The sequence below is a fragment of the Microbacter sp. GSS18 genome (genome assembly GCA_029319145.1).
Lineage (GTDB): Bacteria > Actinomycetota > Actinomycetes > Actinomycetales > Microbacteriaceae > Microbacterium.
Map to the genome: position 1 here is coordinate 1,939,420 of CP119753.1, position 21,105 is coordinate 1,960,524.

19 protein-coding genes are annotated in these 21,105 nt (G+C 71.9%); 13 read left to right on the forward strand and 6 right to left on the reverse strand.

Annotated features, from left to right (window positions below; all coding sequences use genetic code 11):
• Positions 1-19: 19 nt before the first annotated feature.
• Genes P0L94_09100 through P0L94_09115 form a run of 4 tightly spaced genes read right to left on the reverse strand, consistent with a single transcriptional unit; the run spans position 20 to position 4,340 of the window.
• Positions 20-1,093, reverse strand: coding sequence for a hypothetical protein (locus P0L94_09100; protein WES66220.1), 1,074 nt, complete (start codon positions 1,091-1,093; stop codon positions 20-22).
• Complete coding sequence (locus P0L94_09105; protein WES66221.1) at positions 1,090-2,337, reverse strand: ATP-binding protein; 1,248 nt, start codon at positions 2,335-2,337, stop codon at positions 1,090-1,092. Before P0L94_09105 ends, P0L94_09100 begins: the two co-directional genes overlap by 4 nt.
• On the reverse strand, positions 2,327-3,004 hold the full coding sequence (locus P0L94_09110; protein ID WES66222.1) for a response regulator: 678 nt from the start codon (positions 3,002-3,004) through the stop codon (positions 2,327-2,329). The genes P0L94_09105 and P0L94_09110 overlap by 11 nt, the downstream gene beginning before the upstream one ends.
• 10 nt (positions 3,005-3,014) lie before the next feature.
• Entirely contained in the window at positions 3,015-4,340 is a 1,326-nt protein-coding gene (locus P0L94_09115; protein ID WES66223.1) for a hypothetical protein, read from the reverse strand.
• A gap of 23 nt (positions 4,341-4,363) precedes the next feature.
• Here P0L94_09115 and P0L94_09120 point away from each other — a divergent pair, with 23 nt between their 5' ends.
• Entirely contained in the window at positions 4,364-5,062 is a 699-nt protein-coding gene (locus tag P0L94_09120; GenBank protein WES66224.1) for a Maf family protein, read from the forward strand.
• A gap of 97 nt (positions 5,063-5,159) precedes the next feature.
• A complete protein-coding gene (locus tag P0L94_09125) occupies positions 5,160-6,926 on the forward strand; it encodes a biotin carboxylase N-terminal domain-containing protein (protein ID WES66225.1) in 1,767 nt (588 codons plus the stop codon).
• A 43-nt stretch (positions 6,927-6,969) separates the two neighbouring features.
• Here P0L94_09125 and P0L94_09130 read toward each other — a convergent pair whose 3' ends face one another.
• Positions 6,970-8,418 carry an NAD(P)H-quinone dehydrogenase gene (locus P0L94_09130; protein ID WES66226.1) on the reverse strand — a complete coding sequence of 483 codons (1,449 nt, stop codon included), beginning with the start codon at positions 8,416-8,418 and terminating at the stop codon, positions 6,970-6,972.
• A gap of 88 nt (positions 8,419-8,506) precedes the next feature.
• On the opposite strand from P0L94_09130, the gene P0L94_09135 reads away from it, so the two are divergent.
• The 3 genes from P0L94_09135 to P0L94_09145 are packed head-to-tail and all read left to right on the forward strand — an operon-like array spanning position 8,507 to position 12,003.
• Positions 8,507-9,340, forward strand: coding sequence for a purine-nucleoside phosphorylase (locus P0L94_09135; protein ID WES66227.1), 834 nt, complete (start codon positions 8,507-8,509; stop codon positions 9,338-9,340).
• Positions 9,340-11,364: a phospho-sugar mutase gene (locus P0L94_09140; protein WES66228.1), complete on the forward strand. Its 2,025-nt coding sequence runs from the start codon at positions 9,340-9,342 to the stop codon at positions 11,362-11,364. The genes P0L94_09135 and P0L94_09140 overlap by 1 nt, the downstream gene beginning before the upstream one ends.
• A gap of 54 nt (positions 11,365-11,418) precedes the next feature.
• Entirely contained in the window at positions 11,419-12,003 is a 585-nt protein-coding gene (locus P0L94_09145; protein ID WES66229.1) for a GNAT family protein, read from the forward strand.
• A gap of 6 nt (positions 12,004-12,009) precedes the next feature.
• On the opposite strand, the gene P0L94_09150 is transcribed toward P0L94_09145, so the two are convergent.
• Positions 12,010-13,941 carry a PTS sugar transporter subunit IIA gene (locus tag P0L94_09150; GenBank protein WES66230.1) on the reverse strand — a complete coding sequence of 644 codons (1,932 nt, stop codon included), beginning with the start codon at positions 13,939-13,941 and terminating at the stop codon, positions 12,010-12,012.
• A gap of 160 nt (positions 13,942-14,101) precedes the next feature.
• On the opposite strand from P0L94_09150, the gene P0L94_09155 reads away from it, so the two are divergent.
• From P0L94_09155 to P0L94_09190, 8 genes are all read left to right on the forward strand, one after another.
• Entirely contained in the window at positions 14,102-14,446 is a 345-nt protein-coding gene (locus P0L94_09155) for a hypothetical protein (GenBank protein ID WES66231.1), read from the forward strand.
• A gap of 130 nt (positions 14,447-14,576) precedes the next feature.
• Positions 14,577-14,885: a hypothetical protein gene (locus P0L94_09160; GenBank protein ID WES66232.1), complete on the forward strand. Its 309-nt coding sequence runs from the start codon at positions 14,577-14,579 to the stop codon at positions 14,883-14,885.
• 63 nt (positions 14,886-14,948) lie between these two features.
• Entirely contained in the window at positions 14,949-15,221 is a 273-nt protein-coding gene (locus P0L94_09165) for an HPr family phosphocarrier protein (GenBank protein WES66233.1), read from the forward strand.
• Between the two features lie 2 nt (positions 15,222-15,223).
• Positions 15,224-16,897, forward strand: coding sequence for a phosphoenolpyruvate--protein phosphotransferase (ptsP, locus tag P0L94_09170; GenBank protein WES66234.1), 1,674 nt, complete (start codon positions 15,224-15,226; stop codon positions 16,895-16,897).
• Positions 16,894-18,570, forward strand: a complete 1,677-nt coding sequence (locus tag P0L94_09175) for a PTS mannitol transporter subunit IICB (GenBank protein ID WES66235.1) — start codon at positions 16,894-16,896, stop codon at positions 18,568-18,570. The genes ptsP and P0L94_09175 overlap by 4 nt, the downstream gene beginning before the upstream one ends.
• 87 nt (positions 18,571-18,657) lie before the next feature.
• A complete protein-coding gene (locus P0L94_09180; GenBank protein ID WES66236.1) occupies positions 18,658-19,095 on the forward strand; it encodes a PTS sugar transporter subunit IIA in 438 nt (145 codons plus the stop codon).
• Positions 19,095-20,249 carry a mannitol-1-phosphate 5-dehydrogenase gene (locus P0L94_09185; protein WES66237.1) on the forward strand — a complete coding sequence of 385 codons (1,155 nt, stop codon included), beginning with the start codon at positions 19,095-19,097 and terminating at the stop codon, positions 20,247-20,249. The genes P0L94_09180 and P0L94_09185 overlap by 1 nt, the downstream gene beginning before the upstream one ends.
• Positions 20,250-20,288: 39 nt before the next feature.
• A complete protein-coding gene (locus P0L94_09190; GenBank protein WES66238.1) occupies positions 20,289-21,011 on the forward strand; it encodes a TSUP family transporter in 723 nt (240 codons plus the stop codon).
• The last annotated feature ends 94 nt before the right edge of the window (positions 21,012-21,105 follow it).

Consider the following 21,105-nt stretch of genomic DNA (forward strand, 5'->3'; position numbering starts at 1 on the left):
CCCTCCCGCTGCGGCGCGATCAGGCCGCAGGCGGTCGGGGGATCTCCTGCCACAGGTCCACGGCGTCCTCGTCGCTCATGCCCTCTTCGGAGTCGGAGCGCCCGACGACGGTGACCGCGACGTCCGCGTGCGGGGATGTTCGGATGTACAGCCGGTCCGAGCTGGCCGCGCGCAGCGTCTCGGCCAGCCGCGCGCGGATGTCGACGAGCTCGTCCTCGTCCAGGGCCTCGAGGCCGCCCTCGTCCAGGACCGTGACCGTGGCGCCCCGGCGGCGGGCGCGATCGAGCTCGGCGCGCACGCCGTCGTCGAGCAGCCGGGGGCCGCGCAGCTCGTCGCGCAGGCGCCCTTCGGCCAGCCGCGCCTCGAGCCGCTCGTCGTCGGTGAGCCGCCCCGACGCGGCGATCACGCGCGTGAGGATGGGACCGGCCACCGCGAGGGCACGCTGCACCTGCACGCGCCGCTCGCGCTGCCGCACCACGTGAGAGGCCTGCCAGGCCGACGCGGCGCGCTGCAGCTGAGCCAGCCGCGCGGTGTCCCGTGCCGCCCGGTCCATCGAGCGCACCAGCAGCTGCGCGGCCGCGACCCACACCACCGAGCCCACGAGGCCGAGCGACAGGGCCTCGAGCGGACCCATCAGGACCATCGACGACACGGCCAGCAGCGCGATGCCGGACCACGCGAACCACGGCCGCCGGCGCACCATGACGATCGTCATGAGCGCGCCGATCCCACCGAGGTACCACGTCGCGAAGGACTCCTCGCGGCCGTACGGGCCCACGGCGAGCGAGATCGCCGACGGGATCAGCGCCGCCGTCACCACCGCCAGGATCGCGGCGGAGCGGGGCAGGATCACCGGTCCGCGAGACCCCGACGTGAGGGGCAGATCGTCGCCCTGGCGCGCCGCCGCGGCCGCGCGCGGTCGGCGCACAGGCTCCCAGAACAGGCACAGCCACGTCGTGGCGAGGTATCCGATGAGGGCCACGACGACCAGCAGCGGGTAGGGCACGGGCCGGCTCCACCACAGCCCGCGCGCGGCGAGGTAGGCGGTGAAGGCGAAGCCGAGGCCGATGAGCATGGTGCGGACGCTGATCACGACGCCGCCCCTTCCCGCCACACCAGCCGCACGAGAGTCCCGTCGGCGTCGCTGCTGATGCGCGCGACGCCGCCGATCGACGCCATGCGCGCGATGATCGAGCCGCGGATGCCGAGCCGGTCGTCCGGCACGGTGTCGAGGTCGAAGCCGGTGCCGCGATCGCGCACCTCGACCCGGATGCCGGAGCGGACGGGGTCGAGACTGACCTGGAGCCCCTCGGCGCCGGCATGCTCGACGGCGTTGGCCACGGCCTGCGCGGCGGCGAGGGTGATCGCCTCGGCGACGTGTCCGGGCAGGATCATCGTGGCGAACGAGACCGAGCGGGCCACGTGCAGATCCACCCCCATCTCGGCGGCGGCGGCCTCGATGTCCTCAGCGATCAGCGCGGCGTCCTGCGGCTCGTCCCTGCCTTCCCCGGAGGTCTGCTCGGTGGTGGCGAGGCCCGACAGCGCCTCGCGGGCCATCGCGACCGCGAGTGTGCGCGCCCGCTCGGAGTCGGCGCGTTCGGCGGCGATCAGCGCGGCCAGGACGCTGTCGTGCATCAGGGCGGCGATCGCGACCCGCTCCTGCTCCGCGGCGTCGCCCGCCGCCGCGCGCGCGTACACGTCGACGGCCTGCGCGCGCGTCGCATCCACATTGGCCGCGACCGCGCGGAACAGCCACCCCAGCGCCAGCAGCACGCCGCCGAGGATGAGGGCGAACGACACGTCCAGCGCGACGATGAAGCCGAGCTCGGCGTCGAAGTCGCTGCTGATGATCCGCACGACGCCGTACAGGACCGGCGTGAGCACCGTCCAGACGATCTGCAGCGGGAACGGGAAGGCCAGCACCGCCGCGAGCGTGGCGATGTTCACGAGGTACCAGATCCACGGTTCGGGCTCGGGCAGCGCCGCCGACGGCGACAGCGGCCACAGGGTCAGCGCGAGCACGAAGCCGACCGCGAAGGCGCCCGCCGTCACCCGGACGGCGCGACCCACGCTGCAGGCCACGATCATGATCGCCAGCAGCGCGAACGTGGTCATCAGCAGCGGCTGCTTGAACCAGGGCTCGTCGACCGAGCTGCCGATCGCGATCAGCAGCGATTGGGTCCCCAGCACCACAGAGCCGAACGCCGCGACGACGTCGATGATGCGCTCGACGCGCGCTCGGGTGAACGAGCCGGCGGGGACGCGCGGGTCTCGCCCGGCCGACGGGATCTGCGTCCACGCGCGGTCGAGCAGCGGTGCGGAGCCGTCAGCGGGCACCGCGTGAGCTCCCCGGATCGCCGCCGGACTCCGACAGCAGGCCGTCCTCCATGGCGCGGCGCAGCAGGTCGACCTTGGTCGGGGCGGGACGGCCGACCTCGACGTACTTCACGCGGATGCGGGTGATGTTCTCCTTGGCGGTGGAATACGCCACCCCGAGCCGATCGGCGACGACCTTGAGCGGGAGCCCGGCGGCGTACAGGCGGAGCACGTCGCGCTCGCGCGCGGACAGCTGGGCGTCGGCGAACTCGCGGTCGCCCTCCACGGCGCTGGCCCACTCGACGTTGTTCAGCAGGTCGCCGCGCGCGACGGTGCGCACGGCGGCAGTCACGTCGTCGATGGGCGAGGCCTTGCTCACGACGCCGGCGGCCCCGGCGGCCAGCGCCTCGCGCACGGCTGCCGGACGATCGGCGACGCTGTGGATGATGACGCTCGATCCGTCGTGGACGAGGTGGCCGACGTTGCCCGTCACCGTCGTGCCGTCACCCAGCGTCAGGTCGAGCACGACGACGTCCGCGGGCGGGGCGCCGGTGTCGGCCCGCCACCGCAGGTAGTCGACCACCGTGCTCCCCGAGAACACCACCTCCTGGTCCCGCGTGCGCACGCACGCGGCCTCGAGTCCGAGGCGCACGGACTCGTGGTCGTCGATCAGGGCGACCCGCGTCATAGCGGCCACTCTAGCTTCGCGTCCCGGTGCGGGTGATCACGGCGATCGCCTCCAGGTGGTGCGAGTGGGGGAACAGGTCCACCGCGCGCACGGCATCCGTCTCGTACCCCGCGTCCCGGAACGTCGCGAGGTCCCGGGCGAGGGCGACCGGATCGCAGGCGACGTAGACGATCGCGGCGGGAGACAGCCGCGCGAGGCTCTCCACGACATCCCGACCGGCACCCGACCGCGGCGGATCCAGTACGACAGCGCCGCGGGCCACGCGCTCGCGGTCGCGCGGCGAGGCCGTCTGCTCCAGACGCGCCAGCCACCGATCGACGCGCTCGGTCTCGGCGCGGGCGCCGATCCACTCGGCGAGGTTCTCGCCCGCGTGCTCGGTGGCCCGCACATCGCTCTCCACGCTGGTGAGCCGGACGGACTCCCCCGCCCAGTCGCCGATCGCCGTCGCGAGCAGCCCGACGCCGCCGTACAGGTCGAGGTGCCACGCGTCCGGGTCGGCGGGGACGCCGGCGCCGCGCAGCGCCCGGCCGGTCCGCTCCACCAGGTTGTGGGCGGCGAGGCGGTGGACCTGCCAGAACCCGCCGGCGTCGACGCGGAAGGCGCGGCCGCCGGCGCGCTCGATCACCGTCTCGCGGACCGCCTTGCTGCGGGGACCGCTGCCGCGCCCGAGATGCCGTGGCCGGGGCAGGACGCGGACGCGGCCGTCGTCGGGCTGGACGAGATCGATCCGCCCGGGCCGGCCGGCGCCCAATCCGGTCATGGCGGACTCGATCCCGTGCGTGGCGAGGGGCATGCCGTCGACGGCGATCACGCGGTGGCTGCGCGCGGCGTACGGACCGACGCGGCCGTCGTCGTCGACGTGCAGGCTCAGCCGGGTGCGCCACCCGGTGCCGTCGGGGCTCTCAGCGGCGATCACCTCGCCTGCTCCGCCGAGGATCGGGCTCGCCTCCTCGATCGACGCCTCGAGGTCCCGAAGTCCACCGATCCGCTCGAGCGCGTCGCGCAGCACGTGGAGCTTCAGCTCTCGCTGATGGGCGAGATCGATGTGGCCGAAGTCCGCGCCGCCGGGGCGATCGGCGGGGGGCACGGACACGTCGGCGGGAGCCCACACGTGCGGGCGGCGGTGGGGCGAGGCATCGAGGACCTCGAGGGTCTCGCCCCGCCAGAACGACTTCTTGCCGGTGTCGGTCAGCCGCACGCGCACCCGCTCGCCGGGGATCGCGTCCGGGACGAAGACCACGCGGCCCTCGTGCCGGCCCACGAAGACGCCGCCGTGGGCGACATCGGTGATGTCGAGGTCGATGAGGTCGCCGGGGCCGGCGGTCGATTCGGTCACATGTTGAGCCTACGGTGGGATGCATGCGCGTCTGCCTCGCCTCCACGTCGCCCGCCCGGCTCATGCTGCTGAGGCAGTTCGGCATCCGCCCCCTCACGGTCGCCCCCGCGGTCGACGAGGAGGCCGTCATCGCCGCCGTCGAAGAGGCCGAGGCCCGCGTCCTCGCGCCGGACGAGCACGTCCTGCTGCTGGCCAGGCGCAAGGCCGCCGACGTCGCCGCGCGGCTCGCCGACGACATCCCCGACTTCGACGGCATCGTCATCGGCGGGGACTCGATGTTCGAGATCGACGGACAGGTCCTCGGCAAGCCGCTCACCGCCGACAACGCCGTCGCGCGCTGGCACGCCATGCGCGGGCGCACCGGCGTCCTGCACTCCGGCCACGCGGTCGTCCGGGTGTCGCCCGGCGCCGCGCCGCACGAGGTGCACGCGGTCGCCGCCGCCTCGGTGACGTTCGCCGACGACATCTCCGACGCCGAGATCGATCGGTACGTCGACAGCGGCGAGCCGCTCCACGTCGCCGGTGCGTTCACGGTCGACAGCCTGGGCGGCGCGTTCATCACGCGCGTCGAGGGGGACCCCTCCACCGTCGTGGGCATGTCGGTCTCGACGCTGCGCGCGCTCGTGCGCGAGCTCGGCGTCGACTGGACGTCGCTGTGGAACTCGCTCGACCCGTCGCTCGCGCACGAAGCAGACGAGACCGTCCCCCAGACGTCCCGGTAGCGCGCCGGAATCCTTGTCGTAGGAATCCCACGTTTCTGGCCGGTTCTTGTACGAACCAGTCAAAGGACCGACCGATCCCGTCGGTAGGCTGACATTCATGCCTCAGATCGCCAAGGTGCTCATCGCCAACCGCGGCGAGATCGCCGTCCGTGTCATCCGAGCCGCGCGCGACGCCGGCAAGGCCTCGGTCGCCGTCTACGCCGATCAGGATCGCGACGCCCTCCACACCCGTCTCGCCGACGAGGCCTATGCGCTCGACGGCGACACGAGCGCCGAGACGTACCTCTCGATCGACAAGATCCTCTCGGTCGCCCGCCGCTCGGGCGCGGATGCCGTGCACCCCGGCTACGGCTTCCTGGCCGAGAACGCCGAGTTCGCGCGAGCGGTTCTGAACGCCGGGCTCGTGTGGATCGGCCCGAGCCCCGAGGCCATCGAGGCCCTGGGCGACAAGGTCACGGCACGTCACGTCGCCGAGAAGGTCGGCGCGCCGCTGGCCCCGGGAACGCCCGGCCCGGTCGCGGGCGCCGACGAGGTCGTCGCGTTCGCCGAGGAGCACGGCCTCCCCATCGCGATCAAGGCCGCCTACGGCGGGGGCGGACGCGGACTGAAGGTGGCCCGCGAGTTCGACGAGGTCGCCGAGCTCTTCGAGTCGGCCACGCGCGAGGCGATCACGGCCTTCGGCCGCGGCGAGTGCTTCGTCGAGAAGTACCTCGACAAGCCGCGCCACGTCGAGACGCAGTGCCTCGCCGACGTCGAGGGCAACGTCGTCGTGGTCTCCACGCGCGACTGCTCGCTGCAGCGCCGCCACCAGAAGCTCGTCGAGGAGGCCCCCGCGCCGTTCCTGAGCGACGAGCAGAACGAGATCCTCTACACCGCGTCCAAGGCGATCCTGCGCGAGGTCGGCTACGTCGGCGCGGGCACGTGCGAGTTCCTCATCGGGGCCGACGGCACCATCTCGTTCCTCGAGGTCAACACGCGTCTGCAGGTGGAGCACCCGGTGTCCGAGGAGGTCACCGGCATCGACCTCGTCCGCGAGCAGTTCCGGCTCGCCGAGGGCGGCATCCTCGACTACGAGGACCCGAAGCCCGAGGGGCACTCGATCGAGTTCCGCATCAACGGCGAGGACCCCGGGCGGGGCTTCCTCCCCCAGCCCGGCCCGATCCACGTGTTCAAGACGTTCGGCGGCCCCGGCATCCGTCTGGACTCCGGCGTCACCGCCGGCGACGCCGTCTCGGGCGCCTTCGACTCGCTGCTGGGCAAGATCATCGTCACCGGCCGCGACCGCGCCGAGGCGCTCGAGCGCTCCCGCCGCGCGCTGGACGAGTTCGAGGTCGCCGGGCTCCCCACGGTCCTGCCCTTCCACCGCAAGGTCGTGCGCGACCCCGCGTACGTGGCGGCGGACGGCGACTTCGGCGTGTTCACGCGCTGGATCGAGACCGAGTTCGTCAACGACATCGCGCCGTGGGACGGCGAGCTCGAGGCGCCCAAGCCCGCCGAGGCGCGCCACACCGTCGTCGTCGAGGTCGCCGGCAAGCGGCTCGAGGTGAGCCTTCCCGACCGCGTCGTCGCGGCCCCCGGCGTCAAGGGGCGCCCCGCGGCGGTGCCGCCGTCGCGCCGGACCCACGCGCCGACCGTCGTCGCGGGCGCGTCGGGCGACGCGGTCAAGAGCCCCATGCAGGCCACGGTGGTCAAGATCGCCGTCGACGAAGGCCAGCAGGTCGTCAAGGGAGACCTGGTCGTGGTCCTCGAGGCGATGAAGATGGAGCAGCCCATCCAGGCCCACAAGGACGGCGTCGTCGGCGCGATCGGCGCAGCGGCGGGCACCACGGTGTCGGCCGGGCACCTACTGCTGACGATCAGCTGACCCCGCTTCCGGGAGCGGATGCCGGGGCCGCCGGCATCCGCGTTCAGTCCTCGGGTTCGTCGCGGTCGACCGGATGCATCGCGCGCGCGACGTCGGTGATGCCGCCCGTCAGCGACGGGTACACCGCGAACACGCGCGAGAGCTGGTCGACGGTCAGGCGCCGCTCGACGGCGATCGCGACCGGATAGATGAGCTCCGAGGCACGGGGACCGACGATGACGCCGCCGATCATGGTGCCCGACCCCTCGCGCGCGATGAGCTTGACGAAGCCGTCCTTGACGCCCATCATCTTCGCGCGGGCGTTGGCGGCCAGCGGCAGCTTGTGCACGACGCCGTTGATGTGCCCGGCCTCGAGGTGGTGCTCCTGCCAGCCGACCGAGGCGATCTCGGGCGCCGTGAAGATGTTCGACGTGATGCGTCGCTTCTCGAGCGGGATCACGGTGTCGCCGAGGGCGTGGAAGATCGCGGTGCGGCCCTGCATCGACGCCACCGACGCCAGCGGGAAGAAGGTGGTGCAGTCGCCGGCGGCGTAGATGTTCGGCACCGACGTGCGAGCGACCTTGTTCACCTGGATGTGGCCCGACTCGGTCATCTGGACGCCCGCCTCCTCGAGCCCGATGCCTGCGGTGTTGGGGATCGAGCCGACCGCCATGAGGCAGTGGCTGCCCTCGACGACGCGGCCGTCCGAGAGGGTCACCTTCACGCCGTCGCCGTCGCGCTCGACGGTCGAGGCGCGCGACTTCGACAGCAGCGTCATGCCGCCGCGCTTGAAGACCTTCTCGAGCACGGCTGCGGCGTCCTTGTCCTCGCCGGGGAGCACCTGGTCGCGGCTGGAGACGAGCGTCACCTTCGCGCCGAGATTCATATACGCGCCGGCGAACTCGGCGCCGGTGACGCCCGAGCCGACGACGATGAGATGCTCGGGCAGGGCCGGCATGTCGTACAGCTGGGTCCACGTGAGGATCCGCTCGCCGTCGGGCTTGGCGCTCGGCAGCTCGCGCGGCGACGCGCCGACCGACACCACCAGCGTGTCGGCCTCGATGCGGTCGAAGTCGGTGCCGCCCGGGCCGGTCGAGACGACGACGGCGCCCGGCCCGTCGAGGCGCCCCTGACCCGAGATGAGACGCACGCCCGCCTCCACGAGCGACGCGCGCATGTCGTCGGACTGCTGGCGCGCCAGGGAGAGGAGTCTCTTGTTGACGGCACCCAGGTTGATCGCGATCTCGGGCTTGAGAGGCCTGCCGGTGTCGCCGCGCGCGAAGAGCTGCACCCCGAGGTCGCTCGCGCCGGAGATCGCGACGGCGGCGTCCGCCGTCGCGATGAGGGACTTCGACGGCACGACGTCGGTGATGACGGCCGAGCCGCCGACGCCGGCGCGTTCGACGAGGGTCACCTCGGCGCCCAGCTGCGCCGCGGCGAGCGCCGCCTCGTATCCACCGGGACCGCCGCCGATGATCGCGACCGACTGCGTGCGCTCGAAGCTCAGGGCCATGCTCCCCATTGTTCCCTGTTCGACGCGCCGCGCGCTCCCCGGGGTGTCGTCTCTGGCCATCGGAGGCCCGCATTCCTAGAGTGGTGGCATGTCCGACACGCACGACAGTCCGCTGGACGACCCCGCTGCCGACCCGTTCGAGATCGCGGCGGACGCCGCCGCAGACATCGCACGGATCACCGGCGTCGCCCACCACGACATCGCCCTCACGCTCGGCAGCGGCTGGGGCAAGGCCGCCGAACTGCTCGGCGAGGTCACCGCGACGATCCCCGCGACCGAGATCACCGGCTTCAGCAAGCCGGCGCTCGAGGGTCACGTCGGAACCCTGCGCAGCATCGCCACGCCACGCGGCAAGCACGTGCTGGTCATCGGCGCGCGCACCCACTACTACGAGGGCCACGGCGTCCGTCGCGTCGTCCACAGCGTCCGCACCGCGGCCGCGACGGGCGCGAAGACGATGGTGCTCACCAACGGCGCCGGCGGCATCAAGCGATCGTGGCGCCCGGGTCAGCCGGTGCTCATCGCCGACCACATCAACCTCACCGGCGACTCGCCCCTCGAGGGCGCGACGTTCGTCGATCTGACGGATCTGTACGCGATGCGCCTGCGCGACCTCGCGCGCACGATCGACCCGACGCTCGACGAGGGCGTCTACTGCCAGTTCCGCGGGCCCCAGTACGAGACACCCGCCGAGGTGCGGATGGCGGGGACGATCGGCGGCGACATCGTGGGGATGTCGACCGCGCTGGAGGCGATCGCGGCACGGCAGGCCGGCATGGAGATCCTGGGCTTCTCGCTCATCACGAACATGGCCGCCGGCATCCAGACCACCCCGCTGAGTCATCAGGAGGTCATCGACGCCGGCCGTGAGGCCGAGCCGGTGATCTCGTCGCTGCTGGCTCGCGTGATCGAGGCGCTGTGATGGACGGCTGGGACGGCGACGAGCCGCGGACCGGGCAGACGAGCATCGAGGCCGGCACCCACGCGTTCGAGATGATCGCCCGTGCGCAGGCGTGGCTCGCCCAGGACCCCGATGGCGAGACGCGCACCGAGCTGCGCGCCATCCTCGAGGCCGCCGAGGGCGGCGACGCCGACGCGACGGCGGTCCTCGACGACCGGTTCGGCACGCGGCTGGCCTTCGGCACCGCGGGACTGCGCGGCGCCCTCGGGGCCGGCAGCAATCGCATGAACCGCGTGCTCGTGGCTCAGGCCGCGGCGGGGCTGGCGGCCTACCTGCTCGAGAAGGCCGGCGACGCCGGGGCATCCGACGCTCCCGAGGACGACGCGGATGCCGACGAGGAGACGCCGGCCGGCACCGGCCCGGAGGACGTGGACTACGAGGACGCCGAGCCGCCGGGCGCCGAGACCGGGGATCACGCGACCGAGGATGCGGCGCCCGAGGACGCCGGGTCGACCGACGACACGGCCGGCGAGGACTGGACGCCCGAGGACGGCGCGGGGCCCGATGCGTCCGCGGCGGCGGTCGGAGCCGAAGCCGCCCCGGAGCCGGCGCACGCCGCCGGCGAACCCGCGATCGCGGAGGGCCCGCTCGTGGTCGTCGGCTACGACGGGCGGCGCAACTCCGACGTGTTCGCAAAGGATTCCGCGGAGCTCTTCGCCGGCGCCGGACTGCGCGCCGTGCTGCTGCCGCGCCTGCTGCCGACGCCCGTCCTGGCGTTCGCCGTGCGTCATCTCGGCGCGGCCGCGGGCGTCATGGTCACGGCCAGTCACAATCCGCCCGACGACAACGGCTACAAGGTCTACCTCGGCGGCGAGGACGAGGGCGCCCAGATCGTGCCGCCGGCCGACGCCGAGATCGCCGCGCACATCCAGCGCGTGGCCGACGAGGCCGATGTCACCAAGCTTCCGCGATCGCTCGCGTTCTCACAGGCGCCCGAAGAGCTCGTCGACGCGTACATCGCCGCCACCGCCGCCGTCGCCCCCGCCCCCACGGGCGCTGCCGGCATGACGTGGGTGTACACCGCCATGCACGGCGTGGGGCTCGAGACCTTCACGAAGGTGCTCGAGGCCGCCGGGTATCCGCAGCCGACGCTCGTGGAAGCGCAGGCGCAGCCCGACGCCACCTTCCCGACGGTGTCGTTCCCCAACCCCGAGGAGCCGGGCGCGATGGACCTCGCGTTCGAGACGGCGAGCGACGTCGGGGCGGAGCTGGTGATCGCCAACGACCCCGACGCCGACCGCCTCGCCGTCGCGGTGCCCGACCCGGATGCCGAGGGAGGTTGGAGGCGGCTCACCGGCAACCAGATCGGCCTTCTCCTGGGATGGCACGCCGCGCGGACGGCCGCCGAGGCGGGCCCCGTCGAAGGGGCGTCTCTGGCGTGTTCGCTCGTTTCGAGTCCGGGGCTCGAGGTCATCGCCCGCCACTACGGGCTGGACTTCTACGCGACACTGACCGGGTTCAAGTGGATCTCGCGGGCGCCCGGCATCGTGTTCGGGTTCGAGGAGGCGCTGGGGTACCTCGTGAACCCCGACACCGTGCGCGACAAGGACGGCATCTCCGCCGCGGTGGCGATGCTGGGACTCGCGTCCGAGGCGCGCGGCCGCGGGCGGTCGATCGGCGACCTGCTGGACGAGCTCGAGGCGACGTTCGGAGCCTTCGCCAGCGACCAGATCTCGATCCGCGTCGAGGAGCTCGACACGATCCGGCGCATGATGAAGAAGCTGCGCAAGAAGCCGCTCGAATCGATCGGCGACGTCCCGGTCCAGCACGCGGACGACCTTCGCGACGGCGTCGACGGACTGCCGCCCGGTGACGTGCTGCGGTACTGGCTGACCGACGGCTCACGCGTCATCGTGCGCCCCAGCGGAACCGAGCCCAAGCTCAAGGCGTACCTCGATGTCCGCGCCGACACCGCGGACGAAGCGCGGGCCCGCCTCGAGGCGCTGGTCGCGGAGACCCGCGAGCTGCTGGCCCGCGTCGGCTGACGGCGCTCCCGCGGGCGGCGCGACGGCGCGCCGCCCGCCCCGTACGCTCGAGGGGTGCTGCTGAACGAACCGGTCACCCTCGCGAACGAGGTCGTCGCGCTCGAGCCCCTCACCGCCGACCACGGCGAGGATCTCGGCACAGCCGCCGCGGGTCTCGATCACGCGTGGTACACCTCGGTCCCCCGTCCGGAAGCCGTTCCCGACGAGATCGCGTGGCGTCTCGGCCAGCATGCCTCCGGCGGCATGAATCCGTGGGCGGTGCGCCGCCTCGACACCGGGCGCGCCGTCGGCATGACCACCTTCTGCAACATCGACCAGGAGAACCGGCACGTCGAGATCGGTCACACCTGGATCGGCGTCGACGCCCAGCGCACGGCGGTGAACACCGCCGCCAAGCTGCTGCTGCTCGGGCACGCGTTCGAGCGCTGCGATGCGATCGCCGTGGAGTTCCGCACGCACTGGCACAACCGCCAGTCGCGGACCGCGATCGAGCGGCTCGGCGCGCGTCAGGACGGCGTGCTGCGCAATCACCGGCTCGGGCCCGACGGCACGCTGCGCGACACGGTCGTGTACTCGATCCTCCCGCACGAGTGGCCCGCCGTCCGGATGGGCCTCACGGAGCGCCTCGCGCGACGGTGATGCCGATCAGCCGTCGATGACGGCGACGAGCTCGTCGAGGAAGCCCGGGAAGTCCGTCGCTCGACGCACGATCCGCTGCGCGCTCTCACGCTCGTTGAAGACCTCGACGAACTGCTCGAACACCGTCTGGAAGGCCTCGCGGTCGCTCTCCGAGAAGGCCACGAGCGCGACCACCTGCACGCGCCCGTCGCCCCACGGGAGCGACCCGTCCGCGATGCCGATCGCGATGGCCGTGCGGGTGGCGGTCATCCCGATCGCGTGCGGGACGGCCAGCGCATCCGTGAACGCGGTCGACGACAGCTGCTCGCGCTGCACCGCGCGTTCGACGTAGGCCTCGTCGACCACGCCTTGGGCGATCAGCAGGTCGCCCAGGCGCCGGATCACCGCCCCCGGACCTCCGGAGGCGTCGAGTCCGGTCACGAACGCCGACGCGTCGAAGTACCGCTCGAGCTCGGTGCGCAGCCGGGCGAGGCGACGCGCCCGGCGGATGCGCCCGGCCGCGGACTGAACGCGCTCGACGTCGCCGTCGGTGAGGAACGGCTGGATCCGCACGAATCTGTCACCCGAGACGGCCGGGTCGATCGTGGTCAGGACCAGGTCGGTGCCGATCGTGTCCCAGTCGGGGTCGACGCGCGTCTCGACGCCCACCACTTCGATCGCCTGTCCGAGCGACCGATCGACGCTCGATCGCAGCAGCTCATGCAGCTCGTAGTAGCCGGGGCACACGATCGTGGCGGTCAGCAGCTGGTCGCCGCGCCGGCTGCGCTCGAGCCGACCGCCGACGTGCATCGCGATGTAGGCGATCTCATCGTCCAGGAGCGGAATGTCGAGCCGCTCCGACAGCTCGCTGGCGATGTAGACGGCCACCTCGAAGATCATGGGATACGTCGACTTCAGCGAGCGCGTCAGAGGGTTCCGCGACCACGCCTGCTCGCGCGCCCGCAGGCGCAGATTCTGCACGTGCAGCGCCAGCCGCAGGATGAAGTCCTCGTGGACGATGTCGACGAGGAACTCGGCAGCGGCGCGCTCCACCGTCTTGCGGACCGCGCGCTCGACGGTCTCGTCCAGCGCCGCACGCGTGGAGTCGCGCCGGCCCGTGTCGCCGGCGCCGGGGGCGACCACGCGCGTGAGCACGAGCGTCGCGAGGTGCTGCAGGTCGCCGGCGCCCAGGACCACGCCCAGGTCGCGCGTCACGAGCTCGGCCAGGATGCCGACGACCTCGGTCTGCGCATCGGATGCGGGTTCCTCGGTCGCGGCCAGCGGCCGGTCCTGCGAGACGCGGTCGATCGCGATCGCGATGTGCATCAGCACGTCCGCGATGCCGAACTCATTGACGAAGTACCCCAGCTCGCCCAGTCGCGCGACCAGGTCCGCCTTGAACGGGCCGAACGCGGCGGCGCCGACGGACTCCGCGCCGAGGGTGCGCCGCAGCGCCGCCAGGTCGAAGGAGCCCGCCTCCATCTCGTCGTGCGCGAGCGTGGACAGCAGCCGCCGCTGCGCGGCCTCGGTGCCGCGCAGCCGGGCGGTCGAGGCCGACCGCTCGAGCGTGAGCCGGGTGCCGCCCAGCAGCGCGCGCACGCGCGCGAGATCGGCGTCGAGGGTGGCGGGGCTGACGAACAGGGCATCCGCGGTCTCGAAGACGTCGATCCCCTCGGGAGCGTCCAGGAGCGCGCGCACGAGCGTGTGCAGCCGGTCGCGCGGCGTGCCCGACGGACTCTGCCCGCTGCGCAGCGCCGCTCCGGCATCCGTTCCGGCGCGGTAGCCGTGGGGGCCCGACTCGACGGCGACGCCGGCGGGCACGCGCTCGTTGAGCGCCGTCACGTAGGAGCGGATGCTGCGCGGCGTCACCCCGAGGGTGTCGGCGAGCGAACCGGCAGTGACCCAGTCGCCGTCGCGCAGGAGCAGGCCGAGCAGGCGGTCCTGTCTTGCTCGGGTCACGATGCTCCTCGGTGTCGCGGCGGTGCGGTCGAATGGTCGCCCCGGCAAGTCAACCACGCACGGCGTGGATCGGTACCACTCCCATGCCCGGAGCGCTAGCGTGAACCTCGCCGGCGTCCCGACCGGCGATTCCGCTCCCGGCACCCGGAGGACAGCACACATGGCAGGTCAACGACCGTTCGGCGTCACCCTCGTCGCGATCATCGCGTGGCTCAATGGGCTCTTCACGATCATCAGCGGCATCTTCCACATCTTCTCGTGGGCGGGGTGGGCGAGCATCATCCTCGGTGTCATCACGATCGCGGTGAGCCTCGGACTCTTCCGCGGCAGCAACACCTCGCGGACGATCCTCGCGATCGTGTTCGTGATCGACATCATCCTCGCGATCGTCGCGTGGTTCAGCGTCGACGGCTTCGGCCTGTGGGCGACGATCGGCGCGAGCCTGCTGCCGCTCATCGGGCTCATCATCCTCTACACGAAGAAGGCCAACGCGTTCTTCAGCTGACCTGCACCTCTCGCGACGCGGCCCCCGGAAAGTCTCCGGGGGCCGCGTCTGTTTCCGCCCCCGCGGAAACACACCTGGTTGTCCCCTCCCAGGTAACTCACAAGAATGAGGTTCAAGAGGAGGCGGGTCGATGAGGATCCTGGTGGTGTGCGGCGCCGGTGCGTCCAGCACATTCGTCGCTCAGCGAGTGCGGCATGCCGCGCACGCCGTCGGGCTCGCCTACTCCGCGTTCGCCGGCACCGAGCAGTCGCTTCCCATCGACCTCGACGCCGCGGACGTGGTCCTCGTGGGGCCGCACATGTCGCATGCGCTCGAGCGCATCCGGCACGACGCGGCCCAGCGGGGCACGACGGTGGTACTGCTGCCCGACGACGTCTTCCAGGATCTCGACGGCAGCCGGACCCTCGCGCTGGTGCAGGCCGCGCTCGGGATGACCTAGACCCGACGCGCACCGTCGCCGGCCATAACAGAACAGAACCGCCCCAGACAGAGAGGTCATGCCATGCCCGCCTCGCGGACCGTACGCATCGGATCGTCCCACGGACTTCACGCCCGCCCGGCGAAGCTCTTCGCCCAGGCCGCCAGGGATGCCGGCATCCCCGTCACGGTGGCCAAGGGCTCCGGTGCACCCGTCAACGCCGCGAGCATCCTCGGCGTGATCTCCATCGGCGCGGAGCAGGGCGACTACGTCACCCTCACCGCCGACGGCGACGCTGCCGAGTCGGTGCTCGACACGCTCGCAGAACTGCTGTCCACCGACCACGACGAGGAGTGACCATGGCCGAGATCAGAGGAGTCGGAATCGGACTGGGCGTCGCGCAGGGCCCGGTCGCCCGCATGGCCGAGCCGCTGCCCGCGCCGGCCGACGAGCCGAGCACGCGCAGCGCCGACGAGGAGAAGGCCCGCGTGACCGAGGCGGTCGCCGCCGTCGCACGCGAGCTCGAGCAGCGCGGCGAGCAGGCCGGCGGCGCGGCGCGCGACGTGCTCGAGGCCCAGGCCATGATGGCCGAGGACCCGACGCTCGCCGACGAGGTGAGCACGCGCATCGCCGCGGGCAAGACCGGCGAGTTCGCGGTGTTCGACGCGTTCGCGTCGTTCCGCGACCAGCTCACGGCGCTCGGCGGATACCTCGGCGAGCGCGCCGCGGACCTCGACGACGTCGCCCAGCGCGTGATCGCGCGCCTGCGGGGCGTCCCGGCGCCCGGCGTTCCGGAGCCCGGACATCCGTTCGTGCTCGTCGCGAAGGACCTCGCCCCCGCCGACACGGCACTGCTGGACCTCGACATGGTCCTGGCGCTGGTGACCACCGAGGGCGGCCCCACGTCGCACACCGCGATCCTCGCCCGTGAGAAGGCGATCGTCGCCGTCGTCGGCGCGACGACCGCGACCGGCCTCGCCGACGGCGAGACCGTGATCGTCGACGCCGCCGCCGGCGTCGTGACGACCGAGCCGACCGCCGACGAGCTCGACCGGGCGCAGACGCGCGCCGCGGCACGCGCCGCCGCGGCATCCGCTCCCCTCACCCCGGGGGCGCTGGCCGACGGCACGTCCGTGCCGCTGCTGGCCAACCTCGGTAACGCCGACGGGGCCGCGGAGGCGGTGGCGCTGGGCGCCGAGGGCGTCGGCCTCTTCCGCACCGAGTTCCTCTTCCTGAGCGCCAACCAGGCGCCCACCGTCGCGCAGCAGCGCGAGGCGTACACCAAGCTGCTGCAGGCGTTCCCCGGCAAGAAGGTCGTCGTGCGGGCGCTGGACGCCGGCGCCGACAAGCCGCTGGCGTTCCTCAACGACGCCCACGAGGAGAACCCGGCCCTGGGCCTGCGGGGCCTGCGGGCGCTGCGTGCCAGCGAAGACATCCTGCGCGAGCAGCTCACCGCGCTCGCCGAGGCGGATGCCGCCACCGAGGCGGACCTGTGGGTCATGGCGCCGATGGTGGCCACCGTCGAGGAGACGGAGTACTTCGTCACCCTCGCCCGCGAGTACGACATCAAGACCGCGGGCGTCATGGTCGAGGTGCCCTCGTCGGCGCTGCTGGCCGACCGCATCCTGGCCCACGCCGACTTCGCCTCGATCGGCACGAACGACCTCACCCAGTACACGATGGCCGCCGACCGGCTCCTGGGCTCGGTCGCGTCGTTCCAGGACCCGTGGCATCCCGCCGTCCTGCGCCTGGTGCAGGCGACCGGCTCGGCCGGACGCCTCAACGGCAAGCCCGTCGGCATCTGCGGCGAGGCCGCGGCCGACCCGCTGCTGGCCGTCGTCCTCGTCGGCCTCGGCGCGACGAGCCTGTCCATGGCCCCCACGGCCCTCGCAGACGTTCGGGCGACCCTGCTCGAGCACACCCTCGACGATGCACAGCGCATCGCCGAAGCAGCCCTCGCCGCCGATGGCGCGGCGTCGGCCCGATCCGCGGCACAAGAGGCCGCGACCCGAGTGAAGGAGACACAGCAATGACAACGTCGTCAGCAACCGCGGGGAAGAAGGCGCAGGTCCATATCCAGCGCTTCGGTACCTTCCTCTCGGGCATGATCATGCCGAACATCGCGGCATTCATCGCATGGGGCTTCATCACCATGCTCTTCATCCCGTCCGGATTCCTCGGGCCGAACAGCCCGTTCGGCTGGCACTGGTACCCGGTGTCGGACATCCTCGGCAGCGGCGGCGACGCGGCGCAGATCGGCTGGGACGGCGCCATGCTGGCGCTCGCCGAGGGCGACAACGGCAACTTCTTCGCCTACGTCGGTCTCGTCGGCCCGATGATCGTCTACCTCCTGCCGCTGCTCATCGCCAACACCGGCGGCCGCATGGTCTACGGCGAGCGAGGCGGCGTCGTGGCGACGATCGCCGTGATGGGTGTCATCGTCGGCACCGACATCCCGATGTTCCTCGGCGCGATGATCATGGGACCGTTCGCGGCTCTGGTCACCAAGTGGATGGACCGCCTGTGGGACGGCAAGATCAAGCCCGGCTTCGAGATGCTGGTCAACAACTTCTCGGCCGGAATCCTCGGCATGATCCTCGCCATCGTCGGGTTCTTCGCGTTCGGCCCCATCATGCTCGGCATCAGCGCCTTCCTCGGCGTCATCGTCGCCTGGCTGGTCGACTACAACCTGCTGCCCGTGCTGTCGGTCATCGTGGAGCCCGCGAAGGTCCTGTTCCTCAACAACGCGATCAACCACGGCGTGTTCACACCGCTGGGCATCGAGCAGGCTGCGGAGACCGGCAAGTCGATCCTGTTCCTCATCGAGGCCAACCCCGGCCCCGGTGTCGGCCTCCTCCTCGCCTTCACCTTCTTCGGTGTCGGCGCTGCGAAGGCCTCGGCCCCCGGCGCGATCATCATCCAGTTCTTCGGCGGCATCCACGAGATCTACTTCCCGTACGCGCTGAGCAAGCCGTACACGCTGCTGGCCCTGATCGCGGGCGGCGCGACCGGCGTCACCACGAACATGCTCCTCGGCGGCGGACTGGCATTCCCGGCCGCACCGGGAAGCATCATCGCGGTGACCTTCGCCGGCATCGGGCCAGGCGTCGGAAACCTGATGGTGGTGTACCTGTCGGTGATCCTCGCCGCGACCGTGACGTTCCTGATCACGGCGGTCATCCTGCGGGCCTCGCGCAAGCGGGACCTGCTCGCCGAAGGCGATCAGTTCTCGGCCGCGATCTCGCAGACCGAGGCGAACAAGGGCAAGTCCTCGGCCGCCCTGGACGCGCTCCGCGCCTCGGACGGCAAGGACCGCGAAGCGGTGCGCGAGGCCGAGGAGGCCGTCGCCAAGCTCGAGACCGAGGCGGAGACGGGCGGGCAGCTCAGCGGCGGCACCGTCACGGTCCACAAGGTGTCGTCCATCGTGTTCGCGTGCGACGCGGGCATGGGATCGTCGGCCATGGGTGCGAGCGTCCTGCGCAACAAGATCAAGAAGATCGGCATCGACGACGTCACCGTCGTCAACAAGGCGGTCGCGAACCTCGACGGGTCCGAGGACCTGATCATCACGCAGAACCAGCTCACCGACCGGGCACGCCAGAAGCAGCCCGACGCGATCCACGTGTCGGTCGACAACTTCATGAACTCGCCGAAGTACGACGAGGTCGTGGAGCTGGTGCGCGAGCAGCACGCCAGCGGCGCGTAGGCCGCACGAGCCGCTGCGGAGCCGGGACGGCGCGACGCCCCCGGCTCCGCAGCCCTCTCATCCACCCAACGACGAAAGGCGAGAGAAATGGCACGTGATGTTCTGACGCTCGGTCAGGTCCGGATCCACTCCGGCGGGGCGTCGAAAGAGGAGGCGATGGCCGAGGCCGCCGGCATCCTCGAGTCCGCGGGAGCCGTGACGAGCGCGTACCTCGACGCGATGATGCAGCGCGAGGAGACCGTCTCGACCTACATGGGCAACGAGCTGGCGATCCCCCACGGCACCAACGAGACCAAGGACCAGATCCTCGAGTCGGCCCTGTCGATCGTCCGCTACGACGGCGGCGTCGACTGGGACGGCGAGCACGTCACGTTCGTCGTCGGCATCGCCGGCAAGGGCGACGAGCACCTCGAGATCCTGTCGCAGATCGCGATCCTGTTCTCGGAGGAGGACGACGTCGCGCGGCTGAAGGCGGCGGGCACTCCCGAGGAGCTGTACGAGATCGTCTCGGCGGCGGGCGTGTGATGAAGGCCGTCCACTTCGGCGCCGGCAACATCGGCCGCGGCTTCGTCGGACTGCTGCTGCACGACGGCGGATACGACCTGGTGTTCTCGGATGTGGCCTCTCCGCTGGTCAAGGCGATCAACGCGGAATCGTCCTACACCGTGCACGAGGTCGGCGAGGGCGGGAGCGACCGCGAGGTCACCGGCTTCCGCGCCGTCGACAGCGGCGAGGACCCGCAGGCGGTCGCCGACGAGATCGCCACCGCGAACGTGGTGACGACGGCCGTCGGCCCGACGATCCTGAAGTTCGTCGCACCGCACATCGTCGCCGGTCTCGCGCTGCGCTCCCCCACGGCGCCGCCCCTGCAGGTGATGGCGTGCGAGAACGCGATCAATGCCACCGATGCGCTGCGCGACGAGATGCAGGCGCAGGCCGGCGAGACGTGGGATGCGCTGGCGGGGCGCGCGGTGTTCGCGAACACCGCGGTCGACCGCATCGTCCCGGCCCAGCCGCCGGGGGCCGGCATCGACGTCACCGTCGAGCCCTTCTACGAGTGGGCCATCGAATCCGGGCCCTTCGGCGACGCGCCGCCCCACATCCCGGGCGCCCACTTCGTCGACGACCTCGCCCCGTACATCGAGCGCAAGCTCTTCACCGTCAACACCGGCCACGCCACGACGGCGTACTTCGGGGCCGCCGCGGGTATCGACCGCATCTCGGACGCCCTGGCCGCGCCCGCCATCGCCGCGCACGTCGCCGCGGCGCTCGAGGAGACCTCGGCTCTGCTGGCCGCCAAACACGGCCTGGCCGTGGACGAGCTCGCCGAGTACCGGTCGACGATCCTCGGGCGCTTCCGCAATCCGGCGCTGCCCGACACCGTCTGGCGTGTCGGCCGGCAGCCGCTGCGCAAGCTGTCTCGCCACGAGCGGTTCGTGGGCCCCGCCGCCGAGGCCGCCGAGCGGGGCCTGAGGGTCGACGCGCTGGTCGAGGCGATCGGCGCCGCGCTGGCCTTCGACGACCCCGAGGACGCGCAGTCGGTGGACCTGCAGCGGATGCTCCGCGAGCAGGACGCCGCGACGCTGACCGCGGAGGTGACCGGGCTCGAGCCGTCGCATCCGCTGTTCGACCGCATCACCGCGGTCGTCGCCGAACGGCAGGAGCAGCTCGACCGCTGAGTCGGGGAGGGTCACGGGCGTCGCTTAGGGTGGACGCTCGTGACCCTCGCTCTCGCCGCCGTCGCCGCGTTCGTGTCCGCGCTCATCCAGCGCATCACCGGCCTCGGCTTCATGCTCGTCCTCGTCGGCCCGATCGTGTTGCTGTACGGCCCGTTCGAGGGCGTGACGATCGGCGTCCTGCTCGCCCTGGTCGCCTCGCTCGCGGCGATTCCGCTGGTGTGGCGTTCCGTGGACTGGCGGCGCGCCTGGTGGCTGATCTGGCCCGGACTGGTCGCGGCGCCGTTCGGCGCGCTGCTGGTGAGCATCCTCCCCGACGCCGCCTTGCTGCTGCTCATCTCGGCCATGGCCTACTTCGCCCTCGTCGCCGGATGGATCCCGGCGCTGTCGGCGTCGCTCCAGGGGCGGATGGGCGCGGTCGTGGCGGGCTCCTCGGCCGGCTTCATGCATGTCGCGAGCGGGCTCTCCGGTCCGCCGCTGGCCGCCTACGCCGTGGGCGACAGATGGGATCAGCGGCGGTTCGCCGCGAGCGCCCAGGTGATCTTCGCGGTGCTCAGCGCCATCTCGGTCGCACTGCGTGGCCTTCCCGTGACGCCCGCTCCCGACGTCCTGCTGCTGGTCGGAGCCACCGTGCTGGGCATCCTGCTCGGCACGCTCCTGGTGCGGTTCGTGCCCGCGCGCATCGCGCGCGTTGCGATGCTCGCCATCGCGTGGGCTGGCGCAACCGTGGTGCTCGTACGGGGCATCCTGGCACTGTGGATGTAGCGACCCCACAAACGGATTTCAGTTAATCCCGTATAACGCTTAGGGTTCTTCCCTGGGGTCGGCACCGAACGCCGGCACGACGACGTGCGGAGAG